The 25806-nt window shown below is 75.9% G+C and carries 15 protein-coding genes; 8 read left to right on the forward strand and 7 right to left on the reverse strand.

Going from position 1 to position 25806, the window contains the following annotated elements:
* Nucleotides 1–2: 2 nt before the first annotated feature.
* Nucleotides 3–566, forward strand: coding sequence for a hypothetical protein (locus OG309_RS01935; RefSeq protein ID WP_329417711.1), 564 nt, complete (start codon nt 3–5; stop codon nt 564–566).
* Nucleotides 567–591: 25 nt separating this feature from the next.
* Here OG309_RS01935 and OG309_RS01940 read toward each other — a convergent pair whose 3' ends face one another.
* The 5 genes from OG309_RS01940 to OG309_RS01960 all read right to left on the reverse strand — a co-directional run bounded on the left by OG309_RS01940 (nt 592) and on the right by OG309_RS01960 (nt 13546).
* The gene (locus tag OG309_RS01940; protein WP_329417712.1) at nt 592–2496 is read right to left on the reverse strand and encodes a hypothetical protein; all 1905 of its coding nucleotides are present in this window, start codon (nt 2494–2496) and stop codon (nt 592–594) included.
* Nucleotides 2493–6476: a DUF5682 family protein gene (locus OG309_RS01945; protein ID WP_329417713.1), complete on the reverse strand. Its 3984-nt coding sequence runs from the start codon at nt 6474–6476 to the stop codon at nt 2493–2495. The genes OG309_RS01940 and OG309_RS01945 overlap by 4 nt, the downstream gene beginning before the upstream one ends.
* Complete coding sequence (locus OG309_RS01950; RefSeq protein WP_329417714.1) at nt 6473–7627, reverse strand: ATP-binding protein; 1155 nt, start codon at nt 7625–7627, stop codon at nt 6473–6475. Before OG309_RS01950 ends, OG309_RS01945 begins: the two co-directional genes overlap by 4 nt.
* A gap of 142 nt (nt 7628–7769) precedes the next feature.
* The gene (locus OG309_RS01955) at nt 7770–12683 is read right to left on the reverse strand and encodes a DNA-binding protein (RefSeq protein ID WP_329417716.1); all 4914 of its coding nucleotides are present in this window, start codon (nt 12681–12683) and stop codon (nt 7770–7772) included.
* Nucleotides 12680–13546, reverse strand: a complete 867-nt coding sequence (locus tag OG309_RS01960; protein ID WP_329417718.1) for a DUF4132 domain-containing protein — start codon at nt 13544–13546, stop codon at nt 12680–12682. The genes OG309_RS01955 and OG309_RS01960 overlap by 4 nt, the downstream gene beginning before the upstream one ends.
* A gap of 192 nt (nt 13547–13738) precedes the next feature.
* Here OG309_RS01960 and OG309_RS01965 point away from each other — a divergent pair, with 192 nt between their 5' ends.
* The 4 genes from OG309_RS01965 (at nt 13739) to OG309_RS01980 (ending at nt 19497) form a co-directional block, all read left to right on the forward strand.
* Nucleotides 13739–14143, forward strand: a complete 405-nt coding sequence (locus OG309_RS01965) for a VOC family protein (protein WP_329417720.1) — start codon at nt 13739–13741, stop codon at nt 14141–14143.
* Between the two features lie 307 nt (nt 14144–14450).
* Nucleotides 14451–15350, forward strand: coding sequence for a hypothetical protein (locus OG309_RS01970; RefSeq protein ID WP_329417722.1), 900 nt, complete (start codon nt 14451–14453; stop codon nt 15348–15350).
* A gap of 155 nt (nt 15351–15505) precedes the next feature.
* Nucleotides 15506–15955 (forward strand): hypothetical protein, encoded by a 450-nt coding sequence (locus OG309_RS01975; RefSeq protein WP_329417724.1) that lies wholly within the window; start codon nt 15506–15508, stop codon nt 15953–15955.
* Nucleotides 15952–19497, forward strand: coding sequence for an NB-ARC domain-containing protein (locus OG309_RS01980; protein WP_329417726.1), 3546 nt, complete (start codon nt 15952–15954; stop codon nt 19495–19497). Before OG309_RS01975 ends, OG309_RS01980 begins: the two co-directional genes overlap by 4 nt.
* Nucleotides 19498–19599: 102 nt before the next feature.
* On the opposite strand, the gene OG309_RS01985 is transcribed toward OG309_RS01980, so the two are convergent.
* Together OG309_RS01985 and OG309_RS01990 are read right to left on the reverse strand one after the other, a co-directional pair.
* The gene (locus tag OG309_RS01985; protein ID WP_329417728.1) at nt 19600–20253 is read right to left on the reverse strand and encodes a hypothetical protein; all 654 of its coding nucleotides are present in this window, start codon (nt 20251–20253) and stop codon (nt 19600–19602) included.
* Nucleotides 20250–20552, reverse strand: a complete 303-nt coding sequence (locus OG309_RS01990; RefSeq protein ID WP_329417730.1) for a hypothetical protein — start codon at nt 20550–20552, stop codon at nt 20250–20252. The genes OG309_RS01985 and OG309_RS01990 overlap by 4 nt, the downstream gene beginning before the upstream one ends.
* A gap of 268 nt (nt 20553–20820) precedes the next feature.
* Between OG309_RS01990 and OG309_RS01995 the strand changes: the two genes are divergently transcribed.
* Genes OG309_RS01995 through OG309_RS02005 form a run of 3 tightly spaced genes read left to right on the forward strand, consistent with a single transcriptional unit; the run spans nt 20821 to nt 25744 of the window.
* Nucleotides 20821–24447: a CHAT domain-containing protein gene (locus OG309_RS01995; protein WP_329417732.1), complete on the forward strand. Its 3627-nt coding sequence runs from the start codon at nt 20821–20823 to the stop codon at nt 24445–24447.
* Nucleotides 24444–25079 carry a hypothetical protein gene (locus tag OG309_RS02000; protein ID WP_329417734.1) on the forward strand — a complete coding sequence of 212 codons (636 nt, stop codon included), beginning with the start codon at nt 24444–24446 and terminating at the stop codon, nt 25077–25079. Before OG309_RS01995 ends, OG309_RS02000 begins: the two co-directional genes overlap by 4 nt.
* Complete coding sequence (locus tag OG309_RS02005; RefSeq protein ID WP_329417735.1) at nt 25079–25744, forward strand: RES family NAD+ phosphorylase; 666 nt, start codon at nt 25079–25081, stop codon at nt 25742–25744. Before OG309_RS02000 ends, OG309_RS02005 begins: the two co-directional genes overlap by 1 nt.
* Nucleotides 25745–25806: the final 62 nt, after the last annotated feature.

Here is a 25806-nt window from a genome sequence, read left to right on the forward strand (position 1 = left end):
CCATGACGGATACGACCGGAGCAGAGTCACTGGGCCTATGCCTCGTGGCCAACGTCGCGCAGGAGACCAGCCACGGCGAGGGCGGCTTGGAGATCCGCAAGGGGCTGCGGCACTTCGCGCCGGGCGCGAAGGTGTGGATCGCCCCGCCGGCCTGGGGCGACGGAGGCGAACGCGTCATCGTGGCCGGACGCCATCGACGCAACCACCGTCGATACATGCGGATCGTGCTCGAACGCCGGTTCCTGACGAACTTCCGCGTCCGCGCCGTCTACAGCGCGGCACTGCTCCGCGCGCTGATGGAACTGGAGCCCGGCGAGGAAGAGCTGGGCGCCGGCTTCCTGTGGACACCCGAACAGGCCGAGAGCCACGCACGGTCCTGGAACACGCCGACGATGGAGGCCCGGGTGGAGGGTCTTCCCTACTGGCCCGCCCACGTGGTCACCGACCCCCCGCCCTTGGAGTTGCACCTCGACGGCGTCACCTACCACCTGGCCCATTTCAACGCCCGCGGAGCCCGCTACTCCCCCGAGCCGCCACCCTCGGAACCGTCGCCGACGGTCGGCTGAGCGAGGCGACGCCGCGCCATCCCCCTCAGGACCAGGATGCGGCCACCAACGTCCTCTCCGCGGCCGCCAGATGGACGGCCGCGGCGAGCCAGGCGCGCGCGTAGCCGTCGGCGGAGGCGTCGGTCAGGCGGCCGAAGGCGTCGCGGGGGCGGCGGCCCGCCTCCGCGGTCAGGGCCTGCGCGAGGTGCGCCGCTCCGCCGAGCCCCGCCCGGGTCAGCCGGGCGACGAGCGAGGCCGGGTCCGCCCCGCGGCCCGCCTCCGCCACGGCACGGCGGCCACCCGCGACACCCGTCTCCAGCAGGCGCCGCACCCGCCACAGGGGTGCGTCCGCCAGCGGGTCGGGCCCCAGCGGCACCGGCCCGAGGGCCGCGCCCCCCGTCGTCTCGCGGGGGAAGTGCCCGCCCTGCAGCCGGTCGTAGCCCAGGTCGGCGTGGCCCTTCCACTCGTCCGGCAGCCGCAGCGTCGCCGCCACCCCGGGCGCCGGCCCGACCGCCAACGGCCGGAGCGTCGCCGCCCGGTCCAGGTCGGGGCGCCCGAGCACGCGCAGCACGAGACCCGGGTGCTCGGCGATCCGGCGCAGATTGGCCGCGTGCGGCAGCTCCGGATGGGGATGCGCCGGGCGGAGCCGCAACAGCGGCCCCTCCGCGGCGGCACTCACGACGCGGACGACTACGGCGTCGCCGGCCGCGCCGATCACCTCGACGTCGCAGCCCAGCAGACGCGTCGGCGTCCTTCCCGGTTCGGCGGACTCCGGGCCGCCGTCGGCGAGCGCGGCGCCCATCGCGTCCCGCACCGGCCGGGCGAAGAGAGCGGCGGCGGGCTCCTCGGACCAGTCCACCCCGCGCAGCGGCGTCGCGCTGACGCCGCGCCCCGCCCCGAGCCGGCCGTCCGCGGAGACGGTCGCACCGACGATCCTCAGGCCCCCGCGCGCGAGCCCCGCATGGTCGAGGACGGCGCCCCCGAGCGCCACCGACGCCGAACCCGCGCCCTTCACGCGGGCGAGACCACCGGGGCGCACGTCGGACACCGTGTACCCGGCGCCGTCCGCACCGACCAGGTGCGTGGTCACGCCGCCGTATCCGGTCGCCGACAGCACCGGCTCCCGGCACAGGCCGTACACCCGCAGGCTGCCGCCCTGTTCGTACGCCCGGCGCGCGGAACCCGCCGCACCCGCGTCGGCCGAGCCGGCGGAGAGCAGGGCGGCACCGGCCAGCAGCTCGCGGAACGCGTCCGCGAGGTCGCCGAGCCGCTGTCCCTCGCTCCGCTCCCGCGCGGCCCGCAGGCCCCGTACGACACGCAGCGCGGCGGCCTCGGCCCGCGGCAGCGCGGCCAGCCGCGCGGTGTGGGCTGCGCGGAGCAGCTCGGCCTGCACCACCGCGCCGCCCGCGGTGACACCGGCCGCCAGCGCCTCGGCGGCGGCGTTCCACAGCGCGGAGGCGGCGCGGACCTGTGCGGGGGTGAGGGTGGCGGGTGCGCTCTCGCCGAGGGGTGCGGTCATGTCGGGGGCCCTACCCGACACGGTCCTCCCCGTGGCCACGCCTGTGTCTGTGCCTGTGCCTGTGTCTGCGCCGGTGTCCGTGTCCGCAGCCGGGGCCGCGACCGTGCGTGAGCCCGCGTCCGGGTCGTCGCCCTGCCCCTCCGCAAGGGGAGCCGCTCCGAGGACGGCGGCCCGGTGCAGACAGCGGGGGGCCAGCAGGCAGGTGCACGCGACCTGTTCGGCCTGCGTGACCGCGCCCGACGGGCCCGGGCGCAGGGTGACCGTGGCGTCCTCGCCGAAGCGCACCTCGACCGACCCGTCGGTCGAGGCGGAGGCCTGGTCGGCGCAGCCCGCGATCGCCGCGTCCAGCTTCTTGCGCAGGCGGGCACTGAGCTGCTCGACGGCGTCGGCGAGGACGTCGGGAGCGACGGGTGGCAGGAGTTCGGTGCTCAACGGGGTTCTCCACGGAGGCGGTCGCCCACCCAGCGGGCGAGGGCGAGCGGGCTGAGGGCGGCCACCGGCATGCCGGCCGCGACGAGTTGGCGGGCCACCGACACCGAGTAGCGCGGTGCGCCGGTGTCGTCGAGTGCCGCGCAGCCCAGCAGGTGGGCGCCGGAGGACGCCAGGGCTCGGACCTCGCCCAGCAGGCCGCCGAGCGGAGGGCCCTCCTCGAAGTCGCTGACCACGACGACGAGCGTGCGGCTCGGCACGGTGATCAGCGAGCGCGCGTGCGCGAGACCGGCCGCGATGTGCGTACCGCCGCCGACCCGGACCTCCAGCAGCAGCGACAGCGGATCCTCCACCCGGTCCGTCAGGTCGATCACCTGGGTGGAGAAGGCCAGGAAGTGCGTGGACAGGGTCGGCACCCCGCCCAGGACGGCGGCCGTCAGCGCCGACCAGATCACCGACGCCTCCATCGAGCCGGAGACGTCCACGACGAGGATCAGGCGCCAGTCCGCCTCCTTGCTCGCCCGCGTGCTGAACACCGGGCGCTCCGGCACGACGACGAGCCGACCGTCCTCGGCGCGCCGGGTGTGGGCGAGGTTGGCCCGCAGGGTACGGGGAAGGTCGAGGCGGCCTCCGGGACGCCTGGTGGGGCGCGGCGTGGCCAGTCCGGAGAGCGTCGGCCGCAGGCGGGTGGCCAGCTCCCGCGCGAGCTCGTCGACGAGCCGCTTCACCAGCGGCCGCAGTCGGGCGAGTTGGGCCTCGGGCATGCCGCCGGCCAGCGACAGCACCGAAGCGAGCAGCTCCACCGACGGGCGTACAGCAGCCGGATCGAGCTGCGCGAGGACGTCCGTGCGTCCGGCGTCGGCGGCCTCGGCGAGGACCTCCTCACGCACGTCCGCGCCGAAGAGGGCCTCCAGCTCCTGAGCCCATTCCCGGGCGGTCGGGAAGGACGGGTCCTGACCACCGCCCTGGCCCGTCGCGCCGCCGTCCAGGTCCTGCGCGCCCTCGCCGCGCCCCCGGCCGTAGAGCTCGTCCAGGGCGTGGGCGTACCGGCGCGCGTCACCGGTGAGCCGCTCCTTGTGACGGCCGAGCAGCAGCCGCCAGCGGTCGGCGCGGCCGAGCCGCCTGCCCGCGTCCCCCGGGGAAGGGGTGCCGGCCGCCCCCGTGCCCCCGGCGCCGGTGACGGTGCCTGCGGCGGTGCCGGGCGTGGGAGCGGGGGGCGCGGTCGGGTCCGCAGCGAGCCCGGAACGGGGACCGTCGGCCGCGTCCGTCCCGGACAGGCCCAGGGCCTTGAGCGCGGCCGACCCCGCCGCGTCGGCCGCCGCCCACAGGGCGAGCAGCTCGGGTGGGGCGTCGAGTGACAGGTCGAGCCGGTCGCCGAGCCGCTCCGTCACGGTGGTGAGCAGCCGGTCGCGCGCGGCCGGTGTCAGGGTGTCGAACCCGCCCCGCAGGGCCGGGAGCCGGTCGAGGAACTCCTGGTCGGCCAGCTCGTCGACCCGGTCCATGAGGGGGGTGAGCGCGTCCGGTGAGGCCTGGAGCAGCGGTCCCGCGGCCGTGAGGAGGCCGGCGAGGCGCTTCGTCAGCGCCCGCCGGGTGTCGGGAGCCGTGGCCCCGTCGATCCAGCCGGCCGTGCGCTCGCCCAGCCCGGCCGCGTCGTCCAGGTCGAGCAGTACGCGTACGGCCGGGGCGGCGCCCTGCATGAGCGGGGAGCCGTCGGCGGCCAGCTCGGCGAGGGCCCGGTCCAGCCGGAGGCCCAGGTGACGTGCGGCCGTCCGGTCCGCCAGGGCCACCAGCGCCCCGGCGTCGGCGACGCTGTCGCTCCCGGCGAGGCCGGGCAGGGACCGGACGGCGGCTTCCAGCAGCTCCTCCGTGAGCGCGCCTGCCGCCGCGCGGGCCGCCGGCTCCGTGCCGGGGTAGTGGCCGCGCCGCAGGCCCTCCACCAGGTCGAGGGCCTGCAGGAGTTGGGGCAGGTCGGCGGTGTCGGGCAGCAGGGTGGAGGCCTCGTGGAGGCGCGCTTCGACGAGTTCGGGCAGGTCGCAACGCGCGGCCGCGGCCAAGCCGGTGAGGATCTGGTCCGGGGTGGGGCCGCCCTCGGCGGCCTCGCGGCGCGCGGTCGCGGCGAGCGTGCCGGCGGCGGCCTGGGCCGCCGTGACGCCGCGCACTCCCGCCAGGTCGAGCCGGGCGGGCACGGACGGCGTCCACGCCGCACGCCACTTGGTGCCGAGCGCCGTGCCGTCGCCCGTGCTCGCGACGGCGAGGGGTTCGCCGTACGACGCGCCGATCACCAGCAGGCGCTGGAGCAGCACCTCGCGGCGGCCGTCCAGGGGCGAACGGAGCGGGTCGAGGCGCAGGTCGCGGCGGTCGGCGTCGTCGGGGCGGGGCAGCCGCAGGTCCGTGAGCTCGGCCTCGACCGCGGGGCCGAGCCCGGACCGTGGCGCGTGCGGGCTGATCCGGCCGCGCGACGTTCCGACGAGTACGGCTTCCAGCGCGCGGGCGAGGGCCCTGCCACGGCCGAGGGGTTCGCCCTGGCCGAGCACGGTGGTGACGGCCTCCAGGAGCTCGCCGCGGCCGGGTGCGGGCAGTCCGCGCAGGGCGGCCAGGTCACAGGCCAGGCGCAGTGTCTCGGCGGCCTCGCCGGTCCCCGCGGTGTGGCCGGCGCGGCGCATCTCGCGGCACAGGCCGGTCAGCGCGTCGGCGGCCGCCTCCCGGATCCGTTGCGGATCGCCGGCGGCGGTGAGCACGGCCTGCTGCCACAACGGGTCGCGGATTCCGGCGGGGTAGCCGGAACGGGAGTCGAGCAGGTCGAAGGAGTACGGGACGAGCGAGGTCACCGCCGTGCCGTCACCTCCTCCCGAGCCCATGCGCCCGGCCGTCCCGCCTTCCCCGGTGCTTCCGGCTGCACCGCCCGACCCTCCCGCGTCCGTACGGGACCCGTGCGGTGCACTCGTGAGGGATCCGTCCGGCACGTCCGCACCGGACCCGCCCCGCACGCCCGCACCGGACCCACCCGGCGCGCTCGTGCGGGATCCCCCCTGTACGTCCGCACCGGGCACCACGGCGCCACCGTCCGCGTCGGCCGCGCCGCCCGTCTCGGCGGGCAGGAGGAGCGCGGGCGCGTGGAAGGCGCCGATCACGGCTGCCACCCGGCGCCCGTCCGCCGCCGCGGTGGCGATCACCTGCCGCATCCGCTCCTCCCGCGCCAGGTCGGTGGCGGGCACAGGGGCGTCGGCACGCAGGGCCCAGCCCACGCCGAGCGCGGCGCGGCGCACCGCGTCCGGGGAGCACCCCGGGGCCAGCACCTCGACCACGCGGTCCCACAGGTCGTCGCCGTCGCGGCCGGTTCCGGCGGCGGCGAGCGCTCGGGCGTAGGAGTGCCGCCCCTGCTCCGCACGCTCGCCTGGAGCGGCGTCGAGGGAATCCGCGGTCCCTTCGGTCCGCTCCGTAGCGTCTGCGTTCGCGTCTGCGCCCGCCTCCGTGTCCGCCTCCGTGTCCGCCTCCGCCGGCCCGCCGGCCCACGTGGGCGCGGCGCCGTCCGGTCGTACGGCCCCGGCCCCGGCCTCGGCCTCGCCCCCGGTCCCGTCCCCGGTCCCGTCGTGCGGGCCCGCCGGCCCTGCGGCCTCCGCCGACCAGCCAGGATGGCCGAGGGGAAGGTCGCAGCACAGCACCTCCACCCCGCGGCGCCTCGCCCAGCGGATCGCGGCGAGTTCCGGCGAGAAGTCGGCGAACGGGTAGAACGACAGCGCACCGTCCTCCCCCGTCGTACCGGCCAGGGCGACCGGGGCGACGGTCTCGGGGTCCGCCAGGTGTTCCAGCCAGGGCTGGAAGTCGGCCGGCAGCTCGACGCAGACCACCTCGGCCCGCGCCTGCTCCAGCAGGGTGGGGACGACCGCGGCGAGTGCCGGACTGTGGTGACGCACGCCCAGCAGGTACGGCGCGTGCGACGCGGCCAGCGCGTCCACGGCCGCGCGGGGATCGACGGTCGTCAACGCAGGCTCCCGCGCAGGTCCCAGAGCCGGCGCCACATCGCCGAGCCGTTCTCGGCACGACGGCGCACCGGGCCGTCCCAGTACCCCAGCAGTCGTGCGTGGTCGGCCGGATCGTCCTTGCGGACCACGCCCAGCAGGTGGCCCGGCAGCAGGTCCAGTACGTCGCCGCCGGGCAGGTAGGCCGCCGCGACACCCAGCGACGCCGCCACCTGCACGGCTTCGGCGGTGGACATGACCGTGCCCGGCCGCTCCACGTCCCAGCCCTCGGTGGAGCGGCCGGAACGCAGGTCGCGGAAGACGGTGACGAGGGCGTCGAGGACGGCGTCGTCGACGGCGAAGGCCGCGCCCGCCCGCCGCACGGCGGCGACGGCCTGGTGGCGGATGAGGACCGCCTCCGCGTCGGCGTCGGCGATCGGGTCCACGGTCTCGAAGTTGAAGCGGCGCTTGAGCGCGGCCGACATCTCGGAGACGCCCCGGTCCCGCAGGTTGGCGGTCGCGATGACGGTGAAGCCGGGCGCGGCGCGGACGACCGCGTCCTCGGTGGCGGTCAGTTCGGGCACGCTGATCCGGCGGTCGGACAGGATGGAGACGAGGGCGTCCTGGACCTCGGGCAGGCAGCGGGTGATCTCCTCCACCCGCACCACCCGTCCGGTCCGCATGGCGGCGAGGACGGGTGAGTCCACCAGTGCCTGCGGGGTGGGGCCCTGGGCGAGCAGCAGGGCGTAGTTCCAGCCGTAGCGGAACGCGTCCTCGGTGGTGCCCGCGGTGCCCTGCACGGTCAGGGCGCTGCTGCCGCTGACGGCGGCGGCGAGCAGCTCCGACAGCATCGACTTGGCCGTTCCGGGCTCGCCGGTGAGCAGCAGTCCGCGCTCTCCGGCGAGGGTGACCACACAGCGTTCGACCAGGGCGCGTTCGCCGACGAACTTCGGGGCGATCGTCAGCTTCGACGGCAGGTCCGCGTGGCGCTCGGGCAGGGACAGGGCCACGCCGTCGCTGCCGCAGACGAACGTGACGACGGCGCGCGGGGTGAGCGCCCAGCCAGGCGGACGCGGGCCGGGGTCCTGGGCGGCGAGGAAGGCGAGCTCGGCGGCGTGGCGTTCTTCGGCCGGCCGGCCCTGCCGGACGGGGGCGGTCTGTTCGGTGTCGGTCATTCGGGATCCTTCTTCACGGTTCGGAACGCGCGCACGAGGGGCGGGACGGGGGTCGTGGTCGGTGGGCGGGGGCCGGCGCGGCGCACCCGGGGCGGGTGCGCCGCGCCGTGCTGACGAGGGGGCGGCGGTCAGGGGCGGTGCCTCAGCGCCGCCTCCTCGTCCGCCGGACCTTCAGCTCCTCGAAGCGGGGGACGTCGCCGTCGAGGATCCGCCGCCATGCGCGGGCGAACAGCTCCGCGGCCGGTTCGGTGGGCACCAGGGCGCCCAGGAGCGGCCGGGTGCCGGTGGCCACCCCGTACAGTGGCAGCTTCCACTGCTCGACCGGCAGCACGGGCGCCGACTGCTCCGTCCAGGCGCCCGGCAGGAACAGCGAGCGTCCCGCCCGGGCCCGTACCGCCGTCACCACCAGGTCCGTGTCCGCCAGTTCGGCCCGCGCCGCCTTGAGACGGGCGGGCTTCCACCCCGTCCACCGCGCGGTGTTGCGGTCCGTCGGGTCGGGCATGGCCAGCAGCATCAGATACAGCGTCGCCGCGTCGGTGCCCAGCGCGCGGGCCCCGGCGACCTCGGCGACCAGCTCGGGCACCGAACGCGACGGATCCTGCGGCCACCACAGGCCTTCGTCGTCCGCCTCGCCGGCCGCGGGCGCGCCCGGGTCGGCCAGCAGCCGTGCGAACGCCGGGTCGTGCACGCGCCGCAGGGCCGTCTCGACTCCTGTCGGCCGCTGGTCGTCGCCGCGCAGCGCCACCAGATACGGGTCGGAGCCGGTGGAGTCCAGCAGCGCGGGCCGTACGGCGGGCCGCGGCTGGTTGTCCTGCGTGGCCATGAGCACCGCGCCGTACCGCTCGTGGTCCGGTGCCGTCTCCGTCGGAGCGCCCGCCACCTTCCGGAAGTCCGAGAGGCTCGTGTAGTGACCGGCGGAGAGCAGCAGTTCGGGTGCGGCGAGCCGCTGCCGTACGGCGGTCAGGGCGCTGGGCAGCGCCGCCCGCACCGGATCGCCCGCGGGCAGCCGGTGGGCCAGCCAGGCCGTCAGGCTCATCGAGCCGGTGAGCACCGCCGAGGTGAACGGCGCCTCGGCCGGGGTCGCCGTGGCCGGGTGGTCGCCCTCGATGCGCCACGGCACGTCGACGCCGAGCTCCGAGGAGGACTCCGGGTCGAGCAGGGCGGGGAGCGCCTGGTGCACGGGCCAGCCGGTGCGGGCTCCGCGCGCGGCCTCCGCCGCGAGCCAGTCGGGCACCTGCCGGCGGCGTCCCACCTTCTCGTTCCACACGACGGCCGCCGACGCCACGTCGGGGCCTTCGCTCCACAGCCGGGCCGGGTCCTCGGGCAGGAGCGCGGCGAGCACCGCCCGGCGCACCTCGACCGGGAGCGCGCGCAGTTCGTCGCGTGCGTGTCCCGCCTCGGCGACCTTCAGACCGAGCGTCTTGCGCAGCTCCGTCGGCAGGAAGTTGCTCTCCCAGCTGTCCACGTCGGGCATGCCCACGAGAACGATCCGGGCGAGCGCTCCGGACACGCCCGTGAGGCGGCTGAACTCGTCGGCGGCCGCCGGCAGGAACGGCGCCTCCGCGTGTGTCCGCGCCTCCCGGAGGAAGTCCGCGAGCCACGCGGCGCCGCGCACCCGGTCGCCGACCGGCGCGTCACGGCGCACCGTGTAGGGGCCGGGCACCTCGAACCGCCCGCTCGGGTCGTGGAGCAGCGCACCGAACTCCCGTCCGTCGGTGACGCTCTCGGTGTGCTCGGTGATGCCGAGCGCCGCGCCACCGCCCAGGGGCAGCACGCTGCGGTGGGAGACGTTGCGGCCCTGCCCGTCCGGAGTGTGCAGGTGGGGCGGCGTCAGGTGCACCAGGACCCGGCGCCAGTGACCGGCCGACGCCGCCGTCGAGGCCAGTCCCAGCGCGTCGAGCTGGTCGAGGACGCCGAGCAGGGCGGCCCGGTGTGCGGGGTCGCTGCCGGGCGCGACGGCCCGGTAGGCGATCGCTGCGGGCTCGTCCACGAGGGAGTCGAAGGGCAGCCCGGAGTACGGCAGCGACGGCACGTCGAAGTGCAGCCGTCCCGGCGGCGCCTCGACGGCGGTATCCGCCCGTACGGACGCCAGCGTCTCCAGGAAGCGGTGGGTCACGTCGCTGTCCGCGCCGTGGCGGTGGTAGCCGGTGCCGACGATGCCGTACAGGGCCCTGCCGATCAGCTGGTCGCTGGGTCCCGGGACGCGGGCCTCCGCGGGCTCGGCCGCCGGGTCCAGCCGGGCGGCCACGTCGTCCAGGGCCTTCTGCTGCCGCACCGCGAAGCGCAGCACCTTCACGACGCCGGCGATCAGCTCGGGCGACGAGAGCCGCGGCAGCGCGGCGCTCACCAGCTCGGGCAGGTCGGCCGCCCGCTCCGCCACCACGGCAGCCTTCAGGAGGACGCCGGCCGACTCCGCGTCGGCGCCCCGCAGCGCCGCCGACCCCTGCGGGTCACGGGCGCGCAGCATGTACAGGTACGGCATCGGCGGCAGGGCCTTCCCCGCCGTTCCGTACAGCTCGTCGCGGTGGTCGCACCCGGCCGTGGTCGTGACGACGCCGTCGGGGTCGCTGAGCGACAGCTCGCGCCACTGCCGGGTCAGCGCCCGCGGCCGGTCGTCGCCGGGGAAGGTCAGCGCGGCGACCGGCCTGTCGGCGCCCTTCGGCAGCGTGACGGCCCGTCCGGTGGTGTCCTCCGCGTGGTGGCCGCCGTCCGGCAGGCGCACGACGCGCCAGCCGAGGAGTCCGTCCGCGGAACGCCCCTGAGCCGAGCCCTCCACCGCAGGTGCGGGGCGCAGCCAGGACAAGTCGGCGGACAACTCGGCGCCGGGGGCGTGCCGCAGCAGCGCGTCGGCGAGGAAGCCGGGCTGCGAGCGACGGCCGTACGCGCCGCCCACGGGGTCGTACTCGAGCCAGCCGCCCCGGTCCTCCCCGTCACCGCTCTGCCACACCCAGTACGACGTGCCGTCGGACAGCATCGGGCGCTCCGGCGGCAGCTGCGTGTCGCCGCGGTGCAGGACGCCGCCGCCGGTGGTGCGTCCGCCGCCGGGCAGCTGGAGGCTGGGATGCTGCGAGCGCATGGTCCAGTAGTCGGTGCCGGCGAGGTCGAACACGGTGTCGGGCGCGGTGTGCCAGTAGCCCCGCGGCTCGCGGTTGCCGTAGGTGCTCCAGAACACCAGCAGCGCACCGTCCACGTAGTGGAAGCCCGTCCGCCACACGGAGGCGGACGGCATCCGCAGATCGTGCACGAGCACGGTGGAGTCGGCGTCGATGACGCGTGCCTGCGTCGCGTTGGCGACGATCAGGTACGGCCAGGCCTCGGAGACGGTGAGGCCCTCGGTGCTGTGCCGCCCGGGCGCCAGTTCCGTGAGCGCCTCCTCCCAGGCCGGCCAGCTCAGCTCCTCCCACAGGCCGCCGCGCAGGGTGCGTGCCACGGTCGCGCCGAGGTCGGCGCCGGCCGCGGCCGCTACCTCCCGCGGCGCGAGCGAGAGCGCCTCGGAGGGCAGCCAGGAGAGCCTCTCGATGGCGGCCGGCAGTCCGGGCAGCCCGGCGGCCACCGAGGATTCGGCCACCTCCCGCATCCACTCGGTGAGCATCGGGCGCCCACCGGTCGAGGCGGCGAGCCGTCGCATCACGTCCGTACCGGAGGTCGCGCCGTTGTAGCTGTCCGCCCCGCGCCGGAAGGCGGGACGGAAACGCGGGTCCGCCGCCAGCGCGACCAGGTCCCGCGGCTCCTCGCCGCGCGCCCAGTCCGACAGGTTCAGGGCGTCGCCCCGCCGGTTGCGGGCCTCCTTCTCCTCGGGGTCGGCGACCGCGACCTCCAGCGAGAGCAGGAGGTCCAGCAGGTTCACGTCCTCGACGCCGATCCGCAGGAACCGCCGGCCCTCGGGCCGGGCTGCCAGGTCGGCACGCAGCCGGCCGCCCGTACGCGCCACCAGCTCCAGCAGTGCCGGGGGCGTGGGGCGCGTCCCCCAACCGCGGTGCCGGGCGCCGTGGAAGCGCTCCAGCCAGCCCGCCGCGCCGTCGGAGCACCGCTCCTCCGGCGGCAGGTCCGCGTCCACGAGACCCGCGTCGGCCCCCGAGTCCGCCAGGATCCCCAGCCACAGGTCGGTCATGTCCCCGTTGTCCCCGGGCGGGGTCATCGTCAGCAGCGCGCCCCGCACGGACGGGACCCGCCGGGCCAGCGCGACCAGCGCGCCGCGGTGCGACTTCCACCAGCCGGCCGCGGCCCGCAGCGTCGCGGGCAGTGGCAGGAGTTCGGCGAGGTGGTCCTGCTCCGCCTCGTCCGCCGACAGGGCCGCGGCGCGCGCCAGCCGCTTCAGCTCCACCGCGGCCTGGGCCGACGGCGCGAGCCCGCCGGCCGTCCGGCGCACGCACAACCGCCGGAACCGCTCGTACGCCTCGGCGGGCGCGAGCCGCGCCGACAGCTCCTTGCCGTACCCGGCGAGCACCTTGACCGGCAGGGCGCCGGCCAGGGCGAACTCCAGGAACACGGCGTCGAGCCGGTCCTCGTCGACCGTCAGCCCGTGCTGCGCCTCGCTCGTACGGGCGCGGCCGAACAACTGACCGGCGTACGTGGTGTTCTCGACGCCGAGGAAGACCCGCGCGGCCTGCTCGTAGAAGACGGGGAGGAAGTGCGGCACGGCCGAGGCGAGCCGCCCGGCCAGCTCGTGGCAGGCGTCCAGGGCGGCCTTGGGCTTGGTCCTGGCCTGCCGCGCCAGCCGGTCCAGCTCCGGCACGACCGCCAGGGCGTGGTGTCCGTCCTCCGGGTGGTGCACCAGCACCCACTCGGGGAAGCCGAGCTCCTGGCGCCGCCCGAGACCGACCACGGCCGGCTCGCCCTCGGGCTCGAGTCCGAGGAAGCCGGCGGCGAGATCCTCGGCGGGGCCGAGTTCGGCCGCGGCCAGCCGCACCACGACCCGGTCGTCTCCCCACACCGCGTGGCGGTAGGCCCGTGCGGTCAGCTCGACCGCCGAGGGGCCCGCGTCCCGTGCGTCGGCCGGGAGCACCGCTCCTGCCGCGAGCAGCTTCCTGTTGTCGTTCGCATCCGTGCCGCTCACGCGTCCCCACCCTCTTCGATCGTGCGGCCGGCGTAGAGCGCGGCAGCCATGCGCATCCCCTCGGACCAGGCCACCGGCCCGACCTCGCCCAGCCGCACCGCGCGGCCGTCCTCGTCGTGCCAGCTCAGCCCGCCGGTCTCCGACTCCCCGTCCCAGTACGGCTCGCCGATCCACACCGACGCCTCCGTGCTGCGGCCCCCGTCGCGCACCTTGCAGGTGGCGTAGCCGCCGGACACCCGGTAGCCGAGGCCCGTGGCGCGCGCGGCGAGACCGAACCGCGAGGCGAACTTGCCGCCCGCGTAGTCCCGTACCTCCGTCGCGGTCTCCGGTCGCCCGGCGCCCGCGCCGTCCGGCTTCGCCCAGGTGGCCCGGTGGATCTGCTCCACCTTCTGGGTGATGCCGAGGTCGGCCGCGAAGTCCCGTACGTCGTCCAGGTCCGGGAGGAGCACGGGGTGAGGAAGCGTCACCGTGCGCGGCGACAGCCGCACGGTCTCGCCGTCGAGGTCGACGACCTTGAGCTCCCCGTCGGCGGTGACGTCCCGCAGGAAGCCGACCTCGTCCGGGTCGTCGCCCACGACGGCCATGTCCCGCAGCGCCGCCTGCCATGCCTCGTCCGGCCACACCCGCGCGATCAGCTCGGTCGGAACCGGGAGCGACGACACCATCCACGCGTCCACCTGCGCCACGCAGGAGACGGCGTGCCGGTCCAGCCACTCGGCGAGCTGCCGCAGCCGGTCGGCCTCGGAACTGTCGCGCAACGCCTTCGGCAGTGTCTTCAACTGCCGCCCCCCGACGCGCCGTGCGACCACACGCCCGTCCTCGAGGGTGATCTCGTACCCCTCACCCGCTGCCAGCCACGCCATCAGCCGTGCCCCTCCGCCTGTCCGTCGGTTGTGTCAGCGCAGCCCGAAAGAGGGGGCGCGAAGCCCCTGAACTGCGGTATGTGGGGAGACTAACGAGGGGCACTGACAACGCATCGGGCGCACACCCCTCATCGGTCGGCGCGGATCACGACCCCCTCGCGTGGAGGGGACGCGAGCGGGCACACGCAGGCTATGACTGTCTCCAAGACCGGCGTCCTCGTCCTCGACAGCACCGATCCCGAACCCCTCGCCCGTTTCTACGCCGCGCTGCTCGACGCCACCGTCGAGCCGGGTGGTGACGGCGACCTGTTGTTGCTCTCCGGAAGCACCGGCATCGTCCTGGGCATCCACCGCGACGTGGGTCACGCGCCGCCGAGTTGGCCCCGGCCGGACGACTCCCAGCAGTCCCACCTGTGGATCGTCGTGGCGCCCGACGCGCTCGACGAGGCCGAGCGCGAGGCGGTCTCCCTGGGGGCCCGCCCGCTGACCGCGGAACAGAACGGCACCCGGACGGACCGGCGCACGGATGTGCGGCGGTTCATGGATCCGGCCGGGCACACGTTCGTGCTGGCCCCCGCGCGCGGTGTCTCACCGTGACGGCGGAGGGGCGGCCGCCCTCCTCCTGGGCGTTGAGGAGGGCGGCCCCCACGCAGCGCCTGCTGTGACCCTCCGGGCCGCGGACCGGTCGCTGCCCGGTACCTCCATCGACGCATCCGTCGATGCGTCCGTCGGCGCATCCATCGGCGCATCCGGACGTGACGTTCTCCCTGGCCGCGTACCGCTGCCGCACCGCGGGGGTGCCGGGCGTGGAGGGGGGTGCCGTGGTGCATGATGTGCACCGGAGGGGATTTGAATGTGTTCAGAATTGCGGAATCCGGCGCCGCCGCCTCAGACGCGGACACGGGTGAGGGACAGGTTCGGCGCCGTCCTGACGGCTTCGCTCTCGGTGCTGTTCTTCGAGGCCGCGATCGGGCTGATCGCGGGCTACGTGTGGGGGCAGACCCAGGAAGCCCCGCCGCTGCCCTACAACGCGATGGGGCTCCTGGTCATGCTGATCGCCGCGCCGTTCGTCGCAGCGGCGGGAGCCGCGCTCGGCGCTCTCGTGACCGTCTGCGTGATCATGCCGCTGCTGGCCGCGGCCGGCTGGCTCGGCCGCACCGTCTCGGGGCGCGAGGCGTGGTGGTGGATCCCGGCGGCGACCGCCGCCGCCGTCGCCCCGCCCGCCCTGGCCGTGACGGCCTCCGGGACCGGGCCCCTGACGTGGCTCGGCGCCTGGCTCACGGTGACGACCGTGCTCGCCGCCCCTGCCCTGGTCGCCCGCAGACTGCTGCTCCCCGACCGCCCACCGCTCTCCGGGGGCTCGATGTTCGGGTGGATCGCACTGTACGGAACGCTCGCCGCCGTCACCGCCTTCGCCCTCGCGGGCATCGCCCTGTACGCCGGGATCGGATACGAGCCCCCGCAGCTGAACAGGGAGCAGATCGTCGGCACGTACGCCGACGGCAAGGGCGGCACCCTCACCCTCGCTCCGGACGGCAGGGCCACCGCGAACCGCGTCGACACCTTCGCCTACGACGACTCCGTCGACCCCTTCGAACCCCAGGTCCGCGCATGCACCGGCAACGGCACCTGGACCTACGACCCGGCCGAGGGCCCGTACGCGCAACAGGTCGACGTCACCATCGACGGCTGCGCCGTCGGTATGGACAGCTGGAGCGTCTACGGAAGCCTCGAGCACCCCAAGCTGTACGTCTACATCGGCGACCCCGACTCCTGGGACCTCTACACCCTCCGGCACGACTGAGCCGGCCGACCCCGGCCAGGAGCCGAGAGCGGCCGGAGAGCCGGAGGCGAGGCCCGCCTCCGTAGCACCGAAGTGCCCTGCCCTCCAAGGAGGTTGAGGCAAGAGCGTGTCGGCAGCCGGCGGCGTACGATCTACGCGACGGAGTGCGAGGGGAGGTGCCGGCGTTGCTGGACGAGGCGATGACGGCTCTGGCCGCGGCGGGCGGAACGGCCGTCGTGCAGGCGGCGGGAACGGACGCGTGGGCGGGGTTGCGGCAGGCGATGGCCCGGTTGTTCGGCCGCGGTGACGACCAGCGCGCGAGCACCGCGCTGGAGCGGCTCGACGGGACGGCCGCTGCCGTGGGTGCGGGCGACGAGGACGATCCCGGACAGGAGCGGGTCCGCCAGGAGGCCCTCTGGCAGGGTCGGTTCGAGGTCCTGCTGGAGAGTGTCGACGCGGCCGAGCGCGACTCGGTGGTCGCCGCGCTGCGCGCCGTGGTCGCCCCGTACGCCCCACGGGAGCACGACGGCCGGGGCGAGGTGTCCGGCAACACGTTCAACGGCCCGGCCATCATGCAGGTCGGCAACGGCAACCGGCAGGACAACCACTTCGGGAACGGTGCGTGACCGCCCCACCCGGCGGGGGCGGCTTCTTCGGCAACACGTTCGACGGCCCTGCCGCCGTGCAGATCGGCGACCACAACCAGCAGACCAACACCTTCCATCTGCACGCCGCCCAGCCGCCACCTCCGCATCCGGCCGCACCGGAGGTGCCCGGATGGTGGGTGGTCGATCGGGCAGAGGCCGATCAGGTCGTCTCCACCGTGTGCTCGCCCGTCGCCGGCGGGCCGGTGGGGATCACGACCGCGCTGGAGGGTGCGGGCGGCTTCGGGAAGACGACACTGGCCCAGATCGTGCGCGCCAGCCCCCGGGTGCGGCAGCACTTCCGGGGCGGGGTGTACTTCTTCGTGGTCGGCCGGGGCGCGGACGGCCCGCAAGCCGTCACCCGGCTGGTGCACGACGTCACGCTCGCCGTCACCGGCAGGGACGTGTCCTTCGACAGCCCGGACCGGGCGGGCGAGTACCTCGGCCGGCTGCTGGACGAGCGCTCCGACCGGCCCACCTTGCTGATCTTCGACGACGTGTGGACGCAGGAGCAGCTCGACCCCTTCCTCTCGGGCGGCGCGTCCTGCGTGCGGCTGGTCACCACGCGCGTCCCCGCGATCCTCCCGCCCGACGCGCGGACGGTGCGGGTCGACGCGATGTCCCAGGACCAGGCCCTGCGGGTGCTGACCTGTGAACTGCCGGGCCTGCCCGCGGAGGTGGCCAGGGACCTCGTGCGGGTCACCGGCGGATGGCCCTTGCTGCTGCGCCTGGCCAACCGGCTGATCAGCAGGCGGGTCCGGACCGGAGCCGACGCGGCCTCCGCCGCCGCGGACCTGCTGGGAAGCCTGCGCGCGCGAGGCCCGGCCGCGGTGGACCGGCCCACCGCCGTACCCGACCTCGGCGACCCCAGGCAGCGCGCGACGACGGTGCGCGCGACCCTCGAGGCCTCGCTCGCGGACCTGAGCGCCGACAGCCGGGCGCGCTTGGCCGAACTGGGGATCTTCGCTCACGGCGAGGCCGCGCCCCTCCCCGTCGTGGCCACGCTGTGGCGGGCCACGGCGGACCTCGACGAGTGGCGGACACGGGATCTGTGCGCGGACCTCGACGACCTGTCCCTGCTCTCCGTGGACGACACGGACGCAGGGCGCCTGAGCCTGCACGACGTCATCCGCGACTACCTGCGCGCCGGACTCGGCCCCGAGCGCCTCACCGACCTGCACGCCACGCTGGTGGACGCCGTCCAGGCCGGCCTGCCCCCGGCCGACCCGCTCACCGCGGCCGCGCCGCACCCGCCTGCCGCGTGGTGGACGTTGACCGACCCGTACCTGCTCGACCACGCCGTCACCCATCTCCTCGCCGCACACCGCACCGCTCACGCCGAAGCCCTCGCCTGCGACCTGCGCTGGATCGAGACCCGCCTGCACCACCGGGGCCCGACCGCCCCCTGGACGGACTGCGCCCGGATACCCACCCCCGCGGCCGCACGGAGGGCGCGCGACCTCTCCAGCGTCACCCACCTGCTCGGACCGACCGAGCCCGCCCACGCGGTGACCGCGGTCCTGTACAGCCGCCTCCGCCCTCTTCCCGCCTGGCGCGACCAGGTCGCCGCCCGGGAGGACCGATGGCCCCACCCCGCTCTCCGCAACCACTGGACACCACCCGACCTGCCGCACCCCGGTCTGCTCCGCACGCTCACCGGCCACACCGGGACGGTGCTCGACACGGCGATCGCGCCGGACGGCACCTGGCTCGCCACCACCAGCGAGGACGGGACCGTGCGGATCTGGGACCCGGTCACCGGGCGGGAGACCGGCTGCCTCGGCAGCCACGCGGACAAGTTGTACCGGGTGGCGATCGCGCCGGACGGCACCTGGCTCGCCACGCTCGGCCGGGACAGGACCGCGCGCGTGTGGGACCCGGCCACCGGGCGGGAGATCACCCGTCTCACCGGTGACGCCGAGTCGGTGCACGACGTCGCGGTCGCCCCGGACGACGGCCGGCTCGCCACCGTCGGCGTCGGCGGGGCGATCCGGACCTGGGACCTGGTCACCGGCGAGGCGACCACCCGTGTCACCGGACACGGCGGTCTCGCGCATCGAGTGGCCATCGCACCGGACGCCGCATGGCTGGCCACTGCCGCCGGCGACGGGAACGTACGGCTCTGGGACGCCGACACGGGCCGGCTGACCGCCTGCCTCTCCGGCCACAAGGGCCCGGTGAGAGGGCTGGCGGTCGCCCCGGACGGCACCTGGCTGGCGAGCACCGGAGACGACAAGACGGTACGCGTCTGGGACGTGGCCACCGGGCGGGAGACCGCCTGCCTCACCGGCCACACCGGACTCGTGCGCGGGGCCGCGATCGCACCCGACGGGACCTGGCTCGCCACCGCCGGCGACAACACCGTGCGCATCTGGGACCGGGCCACCGGACAGGAGACCGCCTGCCTCACCGGACCGGCATTCTCGGTGAACGGAGTCGCGATCGCGCCCGACGGCACCTGGCTCGCCACCACGGGCGGCAACACGGCTCAGATCTGGCACCGGGACGCCGGGCAGGACGCCACGCCCCTCACCGGCCACTCCCTCCCGGTGGAGACGGTGGTGGTCGCACCGAAGGGCGCGTGGCTCGCCGGCTACGGCTACGACGGCCGGGTGCGGATCCGGGACCAGGCCACCGGCCGGGAGACCGCCTGCCTCACCGAACCGTGGGCGAAAGTGGGCGCGATCGCGCCGGACGGCACCTGGCTCGCCACCGTCCGCTTCGACACGGTGCAGATCTGGGATGCCGCGACCGGCGAGGAGACCGCCCGCCTCACCGGGCACGACGGGCCGGTGAACGGGGTGGCGATCGCGCCGGACGGCACCTGGCTCGCCACCACCGGCAACGACGGGACGGTACGGATCTGGGACCCGACCACCGGCGGGGAGAGCCGGCGCCTCGCCGGCCACACCGACATGGGGTACGAGGTGACGATCGCTCCCGACGCCACCTGGCTCGCCACCACCGGCAAGGACGGGACGGCGCGGATCTGGGACCCGGTCACCGGACGGGAGACCGCGCGGTTCCCCGGAGCCGCCCTCTCGGTGTCCTCGGTGGCGATCGCGCCGGACGGCACCTGGTTCGCCACCAGCAGCGACAGCGGGTCCGTACGGGTCTGGGACCGGGCCACCGGACGGGAAACCGCGCGTGTCACCGGGTACCCCGGCTGGGTGCAGGTCACGGCGGTCGCGCCGGACGGCACGTGGTTCGCCACCACCGGCGGCTACCACCCGACGGTCTGGCTCTGGGACCGGGCCACCGGCCGGGAGATCACCCGCCTCGTCGGACACACCGGCCGGGTCACCAGGGTGGCCGTCTCACCGGACGGCGCCTGGCTCGCGACCGCCGGCGACGACGGCACGGTGCGGGTCTGGGACCCGAGGTCGGGGCGCGCCGCCGCCATGATGCGCACCGACGGGGTCCTGTACTCCTGCGCCTGGACTCCCGAAGGCCACGGAGTCGTCGTCGGCGGCACGCGGGGCGTGTACGTCTACGCGTTCCACCCCGGCGCTCCTGACGCGTGATCGTGCGCGAGCCGCCGAGGCCCACTCCCCCCTCGGCAGCTCGTCCGCCCTCCCACCTGAGCTCGACCGTCAGGGCGGACCGGGCGGTCGGCGCCGGGGCGTTCAAGGGCCGCCCGGCGGGGCGCAGGAGGCCGTCGGGCGGAGGGCGAGGGCGGTCGACAGGTCGATGCTCAGCTCGCCCGACGAGGTCCTCAGGGCGAGGCGGCCGCCGGCGGTGCGGAGCGGCTCCCCGCAGAAGGAGCCGGCCGGGGTGGTGACGGTCAGCCGCGGGCCCTCACCGGCCGGGCCGTACCAGGTGAGGGCGACGGCGGACGTGAGCAGCGCCGCGCAGCCGAGCGTGGCCACCACTCCCCGGGTCAGGGCCCGCGCCGCGCGCAGCGCCTCCTCGTGCCCGGCGGTCACCGGTCCGGCGGGCAGGGTGCCCGGCGCCGGATCGGGCACCACCGACGCCGCCGGCCGCCCGTGTGCGGCGCGCAGCAGGAGCATCCCGCCCGTCGCCCCGCTGAGCAGCGCGCCCAGCAACAGCCCGCCGACCAGGGCGCCGTAGGGCGCGGCGAGCGCGCCCACGTCCGTGCGCCCCTTGAGCAGCCCGAATCCGATCAGCCCGAGGAGCAGCGCGCCCAGGCCGTTGCGCCAGGCCAGGGCCGCCGCACGGACCCGGGGCAGTTCCTCGCGCAGGAGTCGGCGGCCACCTCGTGCGGCCATCAGGTCGGCGGGCGTCCCGGCCGGACCGGAGCGGGCCCGCCACGGTGTCACGGCGACCGCTCCAGGACGACGTTCCAGTACGCGCCGCAGCCCTCCTCGTCGGCCGGGCGGCCCTCGTGCGGAGCCTCGCACACGCACAGGACCGGCACGGTGACGGCCGGCGCGGAGCGGCCCCCCGGGCGCGGGTAGCGGAAGACACGACGGGTGTAGCTGAAGTCGAACGGGCAGGCGCAGCGGGGGCACGAGCCGCTGAGCACCGCGCCGTCCCGGGTGTCCGACACGCGGAGCCCGGCGGTGTACGCGTCGGCGTAGGACGGGTCGGTGACCTCGCGGTAGGGAAGCAGGGGCAAGAGCGGTCACCTTCCGAAGCGGAGGAGACGGTCAGGGCGGGACGAGGGCCGGTCCGGTGCGTGCGCGGGCCTTGGCCCGCGTCGGTGGCTCCGGGGCGTGCGCACGGGGCTTCGACCTCGATCGTGTCACGCGCCCCGCCGAAGGGCCGGGCCCTTCCGGCCATGATCCGGTCGATCGCCGGACGGTTTCCGCTGACTCGCGCGAGCACGCGCCGCACGCCGCACGAGCGGGCCATGATGAGCCGTATCGGCTTGCTGAGGAGGGGTGTTGGGGATCGAAGGCGAAGCGATGGAGTCCCCCGGCGGTGACATCGGAAGCCGGGTGGCCGACGCGGTGCGGCGGGCCGCGGGCACGAAGGTTCTCCCGATCGGAAAGGAGCCCCCCGCGGCGGCGCCGCCGGCGGGCGAACGGGACGCACTCATCACGGAGTTCCGCCTGCTGGTACGGGAGCTGGGCGACGGCCCTCCGGGCGCGCCGGCGCTGCTCGCCGCGTGCCTCGAACGCCTCGGCGCGCTGATCGGCGCCCGGTGGAACGACCGCCGCGAGGAGGCCGACCGCACCGAGGCCGTCCAACTGCTGCGCAGGGCACGGGAAGGGCGCCTGCTCGACGTCGGGACGCACACCGACGCGGCACGGAACCTGCTCGTACTGCTCGCGGGCCCGTTCACCGAGCGCCGGCCGCTCGGGATGGACATGGTGCAGTCCATCATCGACGCCTCCGTTCCCCTGGCGAACGGCGGACTCGGCGTCATCGAGTCGGCCCCCGAGATCGAGCGGCTCGTCCACGAGATCGGCGCCGCCACGCCCGGCGGGCTGCCCCCGGGCGCGGCGGACTTCCTCGCCTTCCAGACGGACCTCCAGGCCGCACTCCTCTCCAACGACCCGGCGGCTCTGCACGGCGTCCTGCGTCGGATGGACACCATCGACCCGGGCATGCTGGGGCCCGTCGCTCCGCTCGTGGAGATGATGCGGAAGATGCTGCCGCCCACGGCGGAAGGGCTGTCGTCCGAAGTGACTCGCCTCCCCACGAGGGAGGAGCAGCAGGAGCTCCGGACGCTGCTCGGGATGCTCACCACGGCCGCCGAGCCCGGCGCCGTCTCCGTCGAGCAGATGGCCTCCCTGCTCGCCGCCGCCGGGGCCCCCGGTCCGCTCGCGGAGAACCGGATCCCCGGCCCGCTGCTCGCCATGGTCCGCGCGATGCTCGGCGTGGGCACGGGTGACGCCGCTCAGGTCGAGGCGGCACTCGGTCTGTTGCAGTCCGAGTCCGCCCAGGGCGGGACCGACGACGTCCTCGGCGGACTCGTGCGCGGAGTGCTGCCCGGGCTGCTCGCCGGGGCCGGCCAGGTCGGCGGCAGTCACGTCGACATGACCGCGGCAGCGAAGCTGCTGGAGAACATCCTCGCGCCCGGGAACGGGCAGCCGCCTCCCTCACAGCCGTACGGGAACCAGCCCGGCGCCGACGACCTGCTGTGGACCAACCGCAACCTGCTGCTGATGGGGCGCCTGAACCAGGCCGCCGACGCACAGGACACGACGGCCCTCGACGAACTGATGGGGCAGGTCCTCGACGTCCTCGACGAACTCGACGCACCCGACGAACCCGACGAACCCGACGGGATCAAGGACCCCGGCGCGGTCGTCGCCCGGCGGTTCATGCCGCTCTTCCTGCTCTGCTACGGCCACATCGCCCTCGCGCGGGCCACCTCCGACGTCGAGCCCCTGCGTCGCGCGGGGCACTACCTGGACCAGGCCTACGAGGCGGCGGAGACCGTGCCGTTCGCGCGGCGGCTCATGGACGCCCTCGCGGCACCGCTGCTGGCCCTCACCTCGTACCTGGACCCGGATCCCGAACGGGTCGCCGAGGCGGTGGAACGGGCCAGGGCCTCCCTCGAAGGCAACCCCTTCGTCGCCGACCAGCGGATCCGCACGCGGATGGGCATCGCCCTGGCGCTCTCCCTCCAGGGAGGCGCGGACCGGGATCCCGCGGTCCTCGACGAGGTCATCGACGAGCTCGAGCGTGCCCGTGCCGAACTGGACACCGGCACCGCCCAGGTGTCCGCGTCGCTGCACTGGGATCTCGCCGAGGCGTACGCCTCGCGGGCCGGGAGCGGCGCGGGGCCCGACCTCGACCGCGCCGTCGCCGACGCCCGCGCTTCGCTGCGGGCGACCGCGGACGACGTGCTGCTCCAGGAGGGCGTCCAGCACGGTCTGGACGTCGCCCGCGGCGGCGCCGCCCGGGGGCTGCGGGCCGCGTCGTGGGCCGTCCGGGCCGGGCGCCCCGAGGAAGCGGTGTCGTGTCTGGAGGCCGGACGGGCCCTGGTGCTCGGGGCGGCGGCCGTCTCGGCCACGGTGCCGGAGCGGCTCGTGGAACTCGGCGAGGAGGAACTGGCCCGGCAGTGGCGGGACGCCCGGCCGGACGGCACGGTCACGGCGCCGGAGCAGGATCCGGAGCGGCTGCTGGCGACGCTGCTCGACGGCGGGCCGAACACCCGGCTGCTGCCCAGCGGGCTGCGCCGCGAGGTACTGGCGCTGCTGCGGGGACGGAGCGACGGCCGGGTGCCCGAGGACACCGCGCTGGGGGACGCGGTCGCCCGGTCGGGTGCCGAGGCCCTCGTCTACCTGCTGCCGGGCGAGGCGGCGGGCGAGGGCTGGGCGCTGGTCGTGGCTCCGGGCCGGGACCCCTGGACGTTGTCCCTGCCGGCCCTGTCCGGGCCGGGCCGGGCACCGGTCGCCGCCTATCTGGAGGCCACGGCCGGGCGTTTCACCGCCCGGCGCGGCGCCGAACGGTGGGAGGCGGCGCTCGACGCGCTGTGCGACTGGGCGGGCGAGCACGTCATGAGCCCCGTCCTGGACGCGCTCGGGCTGTGGGAACGGGGCCTGGGCGAGGCCGGTCTGCTCGACGGCGCGGCCTCCACCGCCCCACCGGTGCGGCTGGCCGTCGTCGCCTGCGGGAACCTGGGGGTGGTGCCGTGGCAGGCGGCCCGGCTCCCCGTGCCCGACCGGTGGCGGGCCGCCGGCGCACCCGCGACCGTACGGGCCTGCGAGACCGCCGTGCTCACCTACGCCGCCTCCGGACGGGAGTTCCTCCGGGCGGTACGCGCCCGGCGGCTGCCGCTCGACCAGGGCCAGGCGCTGGTCTGCGTACCGGCCGATCTGGACATGGCCGAGGACGAGGTCCTCGCCGTCCACGACGCCTACTACCCACAGGCGGAGCTCTACGGCGAGTACGACACCCGCACGTTCGCGTCGCCGCCGCCCGCGGGCACACCGGCCCAGGTCCTGGGCCTGCTCGGCGCCCGCGCCGCGGGCGCGCGGCCGGTCGCCGTCGTCCACCTCGTCTGTCACGGCACGGCCGGGGCCGACCCCGGCTCGTCCGTGCTCGAACTGGGCCGTCCCGTGGGCGCGGAGCCCGGGGCCGGGCGCCTGTCGGTGACCCGGCTCCTCGACACCCGCCCGGGACCGGACGGCGCGGGTCTGCCGCTGGTCGTCCTCAGCGCCTGCGAGACCGACCTGAGCACCCACGACCACGACGAGGCGCTCACGGTGACCACCGCCTTCGTGCACGCGCTCGCGGCGGACGCCGTCGGCTCGCGCTGGAAGGTCAGCGACGACGCCTCGGCCGTCCTGATGACCGTCTTCCACCACCACCTGGCGGCCGGCCTCGCGCCGTCCGACGCCCTGCGCGCCGCGCAGCGCTGGATGCTGGCCCCCGCCGGCCTCCGGCCCGAGGTACCGGGTCTGACCCCGCCGCTGCGGCGTACCGCCGCCCGTCCGGAGCTGACCACGCCCGCCTACTGGGGTGCCTTCATCCACCAGGGCAATCCCGCGCCCCGTACCGACGGCACGGCCCCCGCCACCGGACATCCCCACCAGGAAGGAGGGGCCGCCACATGACCCCCGACGAGTTCGTCGCCCTGCTCCGCGACCACTGGCCGCGGACACTCGCAGCGCTCGACCCGGCCGCCCGCGAGCAGCTGGCGTCGGCCCTTCGGAAGCTCGCCGACAGCACGGAGCCGCAGGCCGCGCAGGCGGCCATGCGCGGCCTGCGGCGGGTCCTGCGGGACCTGCCCGACGAGCACCCGGTGACCCGGGCCCTGCGGGACGGCGTCCGCTTCGCCGGCAGCGTCGACGCCCCCTTGCTCGACCGGCAGCCGCTGCTCGCGCTCCTCGGCTCCCTGCAGGGCCCGCCGCCGCTGGACCCGGTCCGGGCCCGGCTGCTGGCCGCGCCCTCCCTGCCGGCCGCCGGCATCGGGGCGGCCGCCGGCGACCCCCGACTCATCCGGCTGCGCCACCCCGAACTCGGTGACCGCTACCCGCGGTTCCAGTTCGAGGAGGGCACGGACCGGCCGCTGCCCGTGGTCGGCGTGATCAACCGCCTGCTGATGGCGGACCGGGACCCCTGGGGTGCCGCCGACTGGTGGCTGGGCGGAAACTCCTGGCTCGGCGGCGTACCGGCGGACCTCCTCGGCTCCGTGCCCGACGAAGAACTGGCGCTGGCCGCCCGTGAACTGGTGGAGGGCGACTGATGTCGGGCCAGATCCCGCCCAGCGGAGCCCGGATGCGGCCCGTCGTCCACGAGCTGACCGCCGGTACCCGGCTGTGGCGGCTTCATCTGCACCAGTACGGGGGCCAGGAGTTCAATCCCCGGCTCGCCCACGAGTTCTTCCGGGGAAGCCGCTTCGACGGCACCGAGCAGGACCCGTACGCCTCCCTCTACGCGGCCCTCGACCCGGTGACCGCACTCTCCGAGGTCCTGTTGCGATCGGTCGACTTCGACGACGCGACGGGTACCCGGCTGGTGCCGTGGGCGCAGGCCTCCCGCTACCGCCTGTCCGTCCTGCGCACCACCGAGGACCTCACCCTCGTCGACCTCACGACCGCCGAGGGGCTGGCCGGGGTGTGGCAGGACAGCTGGCTGGTGGACTGCGAGGAGCCGGACTACCCGAAGACCCGGTACTGGGCACGGCTGATCCGCCGGCACTGCCCGGAACCGGCGGGGCTGCTGTGGCAGTCCAAGCGCTGCCGCCCCCGCCCCGCCCTCCAACTGTTCGGCGACCGCTGCGAAGAGAAGCGACTGCGCGCGGAACCCGAGGCGGCCCTCCGCCTCGACGACCCGGGCGACGTCCGCGAGGTGAACGCCCTCCTGGAGCCGCTGCGCGCCCGGATCTCGGTCCCGGACGACCTGGCCTGATCCGGGGCGGTGCGCCCCCGGGACCGCCCCCGGGACCGCCCCCGGGGGCCCGCCCCGGGGCG

The sequence above is a fragment of the Streptomyces sp. NBC_01268 genome (assembly GCF_036240795.1).
Lineage (GTDB): Bacteria > Actinomycetota > Actinomycetes > Streptomycetales > Streptomycetaceae > Streptomyces.